At 45.2% G+C, this 6,966-nt stretch carries 8 protein-coding genes and 1 pseudogene; 7 read left to right on the top strand and 2 right to left on the bottom strand.

Going from position 1 to position 6,966, the window contains the following annotated elements; all coding sequences use genetic code 11:
* Positions 1-149 (bottom strand): annotated as a pseudogene (locus BU200_RS11230) (IS5/IS1182 family transposase); the annotation flags it as partial.
* A gap of 106 nt (positions 150-255) precedes the next feature.
* Between BU200_RS11230 and BU200_RS04170 the strand changes: the two are divergent.
* Entirely contained in the window at positions 256-999 is a 744-nt protein-coding gene (locus BU200_RS04170; protein WP_075098972.1) for a polyphosphate polymerase domain-containing protein, read from the top strand.
* 70 nt (positions 1,000-1,069) lie between these two features.
* Positions 1,070-1,663 carry a DUF4956 domain-containing protein gene (locus BU200_RS04165; protein ID WP_428843387.1) on the top strand — a complete coding sequence of 198 codons (594 nt, stop codon included), beginning with the start codon at positions 1,070-1,072 and terminating at the stop codon, positions 1,661-1,663.
* A 193-nt stretch (positions 1,664-1,856) separates the two neighbouring features.
* Here BU200_RS04165 and BU200_RS04160 read toward each other — a convergent pair whose 3' ends face one another.
* Entirely contained in the window at positions 1,857-2,027 is a 171-nt protein-coding gene (locus BU200_RS04160; RefSeq protein ID WP_075098970.1) for a DUF3042 family protein, read from the bottom strand.
* Between the two features lie 68 nt (positions 2,028-2,095).
* Here BU200_RS04160 and miaA point away from each other — a divergent pair, with 68 nt between their 5' ends.
* Genes miaA through BU200_RS04135 form a run of 5 tightly spaced genes read left to right on the top strand, consistent with a single transcriptional unit; the run spans position 2,096 to position 6,537 of the window.
* Entirely contained in the window at positions 2,096-2,989 is an 894-nt protein-coding gene (miaA, locus tag BU200_RS04155; RefSeq protein WP_075098969.1) for a tRNA (adenosine(37)-N6)-dimethylallyltransferase MiaA, read from the top strand.
* Positions 2,982-4,232 (top strand): GTPase HflX, encoded by a 1,251-nt coding sequence (gene hflX, locus BU200_RS04150; RefSeq protein ID WP_075098968.1) that lies wholly within the window; start codon positions 2,982-2,984, stop codon positions 4,230-4,232. The genes miaA and hflX overlap by 8 nt, the downstream gene beginning before the upstream one ends.
* The gene (locus tag BU200_RS04145) at positions 4,219-4,845 is read left to right on the top strand and encodes a cystathionine beta-lyase (RefSeq protein ID WP_075098967.1); all 627 of its coding nucleotides are present in this window, start codon (positions 4,219-4,221) and stop codon (positions 4,843-4,845) included. The genes hflX and BU200_RS04145 overlap by 14 nt, the downstream gene beginning before the upstream one ends.
* Before the next feature lie 10 nt (positions 4,846-4,855).
* Positions 4,856-5,785, top strand: a complete 930-nt coding sequence (rnz, locus tag BU200_RS04140) for a ribonuclease Z (protein ID WP_075098966.1) — start codon at positions 4,856-4,858, stop codon at positions 5,783-5,785.
* Positions 5,782-6,537, top strand: coding sequence for an SDR family NAD(P)-dependent oxidoreductase (locus BU200_RS04135; RefSeq protein WP_075098965.1), 756 nt, complete (start codon positions 5,782-5,784; stop codon positions 6,535-6,537). Before rnz ends, BU200_RS04135 begins: the two co-directional genes overlap by 4 nt.
* The last annotated feature ends 429 nt before the right edge of the window (positions 6,538-6,966 follow it).

Here is a 6,966-nt window from a genome sequence, read left to right as displayed (position 1 = left end):
TTGCGTGGACGACCTCCTTGACGATGTTGACGTTGGTAAGCTACATTGAGACAGGTAAGCATTTCTTGAAAGGTCTCTTTTTGAACACCTATGAGAAGTTTGAAGTTCTCTGAACTGAGTTTTTGAGATTTTTCATACATTGTTTCCATACAAATAGTATATCACATTTGGTTACCGAACAAGTCTAATGAAATTTTCAGCTTTTTTTCATGTTTCTTAGCTAAACTATCTTTATCAATGATAAAGGAGTGACAGATGAAGACAAAAATTGTACAAAAGCAGTTTAGGCGTAAGGAATCAAAGTATATTGTGGACAAGGCGGTATTTGCTCAATTAGAGACGGAATTGAAAGTGTATATGGTGGCAGATGAATATGCCAATTCTACTATTACCAATATCTACTTTGATAATGAGAATTTTGAGATGATCCAAGATGCGATCGACAAGAAATATGGTCGGGAAAAGGTGAGAATGCGGGTCTATGATGCCCAGCCAAGTAAAAATAGTCAAGCCTTTTTAGAAATTAAGAAGAAAGAAAATAAAATTGGCTTCAAGTATCGTCTGACCTCAACGCCACTGGCGGTTATGGAGTATGTAGAAAAAGGTTTGGCTGATCAGACAATGGCTGATGAAAAAGTGATGTCTGAATTGGCAACATTGAAGAAGCGTTACGGCTCGATCAAACCTAAGATGTATATCTACTATGACCGTGTGTCTTTTAAAGGCAAGGAAGATCAGAAGGTGCGCGTGACTGTGGATCAAAATCTGCTTTATCGGGCTGACCATATTGATGTGGAGAGGGGAAGATTTGGCAAGGCTCTGCTGGATCCAGATAAGGTTATCATCGAAATCAAGGTAGCCGAGGAGCAACCCACATGGCTAGTGGACTTGCTTGAAAAATACCAGATTCAAAAGCAGTCTTTTTCAAAATATGGCAATGCCTATCGGTTGGCGAGCCTAAGTAGGGGAGGTGAGCAGCATGCAAACGCAGCTATTTAGCAGTATTTTTACCAGTGGTACAGCCAATGTTAGTATCGCCCAACTCGGATTGAGCTTGGCTGTCAGTCTCATGCTGGGCATAGGATTAGCTTGGATTTACAAGTATAAAGCCAGCTATACCAAGGAATTTGTCGTAACCCTGACCTTGCTCCCTAGTCTGATTGCGGTGATTATCTTCTTAACCAATGGGAGTTTAGGGACTAGCGTTGCAGTAGCAGGAACGTTTAGCCTCATTCGTTTTCGATCAGCAGCTGGGACTTCCAAGGAGCTTCTAGCAGTCTTTATGGCGACAGCGATTGGACTGGCGACAGGTATGGGGCACTTGGTGCTTGCGCTGCTAGTCACTATTATCTTAGGGGTGATGGTCTTGATCTTAGAACACACTCGCTTCGCCCAAGTGAACCAAAATCGTCGCTATCTGTTAGTCAGTGTTGCAACAGACTTTGATTACCAAGAATTTTTTGAGCATCAATTTGGCAAGGCTTGTCAGGAGCTAGCCTTGCTCTCTATCCACTATAAGTCTAAAAAGGGCATTTTAGACTTGGAATATGAGCTACTCTTGGATCGCAAAATAAGCGATCAGCAGTTGATGGATCGCTTACTTGCAGCAAATCCTGTCTCGGTCAGCCTTCATAAGCAGGCTCCTAAGAAGAAGTACCTATAATATTATAAAAATGAAATTTTCCCAGTTTTGATATTAGTATGCAAAAAAATGAGAGTGGAAAAATCGCTCACTCCTAAGAGTTTGATTTTTCCTACTCCCTACATTATTAAGCTCATAAAAAAATGCTCCACTGGAGCATTACTCGCTTTTATGTTTCTAGACTCGTGAAAAAATGCTCCACTGGAGCATTTTTTTAATGTGCGACGCGGCGGCGCGCTGCTTTTTTACGATTTTCTTCGATGAACGCTTCTTTCTTTTCTTCAGGTTCGATAATTGTTTTATGAATAGTAAAAATCGCACCTGCGGCAAGAGCAACTGTGCTAGCAACTCCTGTCAAGAAACCTTTTCCAAAACCTTTAGCCATAGTTGTTTCTCCTTTACTTGTGTTATAATAGATTGTAGCGAAAAAACAAGAAATTTTCAAGGAAAAAGATGAAAACGAAGATAGTAGTAGTGGTAGGCCCGACTGCGGTGGGGAAAACTGCCTTAGGAATTGAGCTTGCTAGACGCTTTAATGGTGAGATTATCAGTGGCGATAGCCAGCAGGTTTACAGGCAGTTGGATATTGGAACAGCCAAGGCAAACAAGGAAGAGCAGGCTCTTGCCCCCCACCATTTGATTGATGTCCGTGATGTGACCGAGGGGTACTCTGCTTTTGATTTTGTGGTAGAAGCCAATAAGCGTATTGAGGAGATTGCCAATCGGGGCAAGTTACCGATTATCGTAGGGGGGACAGGGCTTTATATTCAAAGTCTGCTCGAGGGCTATCATCTGGGTGGTCAGGTAGCACATGAAGAGATTCTCGCCTACCGTAAGGATTTAGACAGCTTATCAGACGAGGACTTATTTGGGAAAATAGCAGAGCTAGGGATTGAGATTCCCCAAATCAACCGTCGCCGTGCCATGAGACAGCTAGAGTTGGCACATCTAGGTCAAGAGTTAGAAAATCAAGAACCGCCTTATGAAGCCCTGCTGATTGGCTTGTCAGATGAGCGGCCTATCTTATATGAGCGCATCAACCAGCGAGTAGATCAGATGCTGGAAGCGGGCTTGCTAGTAGAGGCTAGGTGGCTCTATGAAGCGCACCCGAAAGCTCAAGCCAGCCTAGGGATCGGCTACAAGGAATTTTTCCCCTATTTTGCTGGGGAGGTTAGCCTTGAAGAAGCTGTCGATAAGGTCAAGCAAAATACTAGGCGCTTTGCTAAGCGCCAGTTGACTTGGTTTCGCAACCGGATGCAGGTGGCATTTGATAGGGTATCTGAAGCCGGTGTGAAAGACAGGATCTACCAACGAGTAGCGGAATTTTTAGAGGAAACACATGATTGAAACGAAAAAAGAAGAAGAGCGTGTCTTGCTGATTGGGGTAGAATTGCAACAGACAGAGAACTTTGCCATGTCAATGGAAGAGTTGGCTAGCCTTGCCAAAACTGCTGGGGCAGTGGTCAAGGGCTCCTATACCCAGAAACGAGAAAGGTATGACAGCAAGACCTTTGTAGGCTCTGGTAAATTAGAAGAAATCAAGCTCATGGTCGAGGCTGACGGTATCGATACAGTCCTTGTCAATAATCGCTTGACACCGCGTCAGAATGTGAATTTAGAAGAGATTCTGGGGATCAAAGTCATTGACCGTATGCAGCTGATTTTAGACATCTTTGCTATGCGGGCGCGAAGCCATGAGGGAAAATTACAGGTGCATCTGGCGCAGTTGAAATATATGTTGCCGCGCTTAATCGGACAAGGGATCATGCTTAGCCGTCAGGCAGGCGGAATCGGATCTCGGGGACCGGGAGAAAGCCAGCTCGAACTCAACCGTCGGAGTATTCGTAACCAGATTGCCGATATTGAACGCCAGCTGAAAGTCGTGGAGAAAAATCGTGCAACCGTGCGGGAGCGTAGACTACAATCGGGCATTTTTAAAATCGGTCTGATCGGCTATACCAATGCAGGCAAGTCTACGATCATGAATGCTCTGACGGACAAGCGCCAGTACGAAGCAGATGAATTATTTGCAACCTTGGACGCGACGACTAAGCAGGTTCAGCTATCCGATACCTTTCAGGTGACGGTGACCGATACGGTTGGATTTATCCAAGATCTACCAACAGAGCTGATTTCAGCCTTTAAATCCACCCTCGAAGAGTCCATGAACGTGGACTTGTTGCTCCATGTCATCGACGCTTCTGATCCTCATCACGCAGAGCAGGAAGAGGTGGTCTTGAGCATTTTGCAAGAGTTGGAGATGGAGGACATTCCCCGCCTAGCCCTTTATAATAAATTAGATAAGACAGACGACCGCTTTACACCGAGCCAATTTCCTCACGTTATGTTGTCTGCTAAAGACGAGAATGCCAAGTCCCATATCCAGATGATGATCTTAGCCAAGATCAAAACCCTGTTTGAACCTTTTGAGATTCGCATTCCCTTGAAAGACAACTATAAGATTCATGACCTTGGACGAGTGTCCTTGATCGATCAGCGCTTCTATGAGGAAGATGTCGAAATCATCAAGGGCTACATCGCCAAGGAACACAAGTGGAAATTAGAGGAGTTTGAAAATGGACTACATTGATTTAGCCTTGAAATACGGCGGTTTTACCAGTCTTGATCGCCTATACCTAACAGGGCAATTGAGGGGCTTGACGGATAGCCAAAAGCTGGCCTTTATTACGCCTCCTCCGTCAGTTATCAATGCCTATTTTGCAGAAATCTATCAAAAGCAGGGACCGCAGGCTGCGACAGACTATTATCTAGACTTGTCTAAACAGCTCAATCTGTTCATGGAAGCTCCCTCCTTTGAAGAGGAAAGACCCTTTGTCCGCCTCAATCTATCGGGGAAATCCTTTGGCTTTGCCTATCAGAACGAGCAAGAATTGGCGCGTGTATTTGCAGAGAAAGATGAGACAATCACACCTGCTCTCCTCTTTGAGCTTGCCCAGATTTTTCCCCACTACAAGGTCTTTGTCAAGGACGGGGTCATCTGGATGCAGCCCTTGGCGATTGATGAAGAGAGCTTTGCAGTCCTTGAAAGCAACTATCTTTTGACAGAGCTTGCCCAAAGTGCAGATTGGGTGCGGATTTCAGGTTTGAATCAAGACGAAGTTGTAGAGGTCGCAAGCCACTATCAGGGGCAGACCTACTATGCTTGGTCAGGGCGAGAAGCCCTTATCTATATTCAAAAATAGAAAGAAGTATATGTATATTCAATTTTTAGGAACGGGAGCGGGACAACCCTCCAAATCGCGCAATGTATCCAGTTTGGCGCTGAAGTTATTAGATGAAATCAATGAAGTATGGTTGTTCGATTGCGGGGAGGGAACGCAGAACCGGATTTTAGAAACGAGCATTCGCCCTCGCAAGGTTAGTAAGATTTTCATTACCCACTTACATGGTGATCATATCTTTGGTCTACCGGGCTTTTTATCTAGCCGTTCCTTTCAAGGAAATGAAGAACAGACAGACATTACCATCTATGGACCGACAGGCATTCGTCAGTTCGTCTTGACCAGTTTGAAAGTGTCAGGCTCTCGCCTGCCCTATCGGATTCACTTTCAGGAGTTTGAGGTGGATCAGGTTAGCAAGGTGCTTGAGACAGATAAGTTCACAGTATTTGCGGACAAGCTAGACCATACAATTCCCTGTGTCGGCTACCGTGTCATGCAAAAGGATCTGGAGGGGACGCTTGATGCAGAGGCGCTTCGTAGGGCAGGTGTCCCATTTGGTCCCCTCTTTGGGCGGATTAAAAATGGTGAAAATGTAGTCTTGGAAGATGGGACAGAGATTGTCGCCAGTGACTATATTTCGCCACCACGTCCAGGGAAGATTGTGACCATCTTGGGAGACACGCGCAAGTGTTATGCCAGTGTCCGCCTCGGGGTCAATGCGGATGTGCTGGTGCATGAAGCGACCTATGGGAAAGGGGATGAGCGCATAGCGCGCAAACACGGTCATTCGACCAATATAGAGGCAGCCCTAGTCGCAAAAGATGCAGGGGCTAAGCGCCTGCTACTCAACCATATTAGTCCGCGCTTTTTGTCCAAGGACATCAGCCAGCTTCGCAAAGATGCCAGTGGCATTTTTGAACAGGTTCATATTGTCAAGGATTTAGAAGAGGTGGAAGTGTGAGAACGATTCTGATAACGGGTGCTTCGGGAGGTTTGGTGCAAGCAATGGTACCACTCTTAGCAGATGATTTTCTGATTTTACTGGGACGGGATAAGGAAAAGATAGAGCGCCTCTATGCTGGTCATGCCAATAAGTTGGTCTTGGACACCGATATTCGAGATGAAGTAGCCCTAAAAGAGATGTTGGGGCAGGTGGAAGAGCGCATGGGCAGTATCGATATTTTGGTCAACAATGCGGGCTATGGTCGTTTTGCGGACTTTGCGGATTTTTCGGATCAGGAAGTGCGGGATATGTTTGACATCAACACCTTTGCCTTGATGACCCTGTCCCGCTTGGTCGGGGAGCAGATGCGGAAGCAGCAGAAGGGGCAGATTATCAATATCATCAGCATGGCTGGTCTGATTGCCTCAAGCAAATCCTCGCTCTATTCCGCGACCAAATTTGCAGCCCTTGGTTTTTCCAATGCCCTGCGTTTGGAGCTAGCGGCTTCAAATGTCGTAGTTACCACCGTTAACCCGGGACCAATTGCGACACCTTTCTTTGAACAGGCTGATCCAGACGGTGCTTATTTGAAGTCTGTCAAGGCTTTCTTGTTGCAGCCTGATAGGGTTGCCCGGAAGATCGTTGGAATTATGGGAACCAAGAAAAGAGAGCTCAACCTGCCTTGGACTCTTGCACTTGCCCATAAATGCTATACCCTATTTCCCAATCTAGCCGACTTTCTTGCACGCACGGTTTTCAATTATAAATAAGGTGCTGTATTCTGTGAAAACTTTGATTTATTGGAGATGGAACGAGTGCAACTCGTGTCGAACGCTCTCATATCTTGTTTAACTGAACTCGGGCTAAGAGCTGTGTAAAAAAGATAGATTTCCTCGTGTTCATGGAATACCACGTCAATCTCCTATTTTTACTTTGCTCTTTACGCCCTCGTATCTTAGGTAATTGAGTTCAGCCTAAAACCTTGGAAAATAGATAAACATTCCTAGAAGCTACGCTTCTTCGTCATATTTCCTAATTTTCAGTCGGTTTTTTAACGGCTTCACATCTTAACTGAACACGCCCTAAACTCTGTGCGAAAAAAGAGACATAGCTGTTCCAGTGTTAACTGGTTACAGATATGGCTCCCTTTAGGGATAAATCTTCCTAGGTCCAAAGGTATAGTATACCTTTGGAGGTGG

The sequence above is a fragment of the Streptococcus acidominimus genome, from assembly GCF_001921825.1.
GTDB lineage: Bacteria > Bacillota > Bacilli > Lactobacillales > Streptococcaceae > Streptococcus > Streptococcus acidominimus.
Note: the sequence above shows the minus strand (reverse complement) of the source record. Positions and strands in the feature narration are given on the sequence as shown.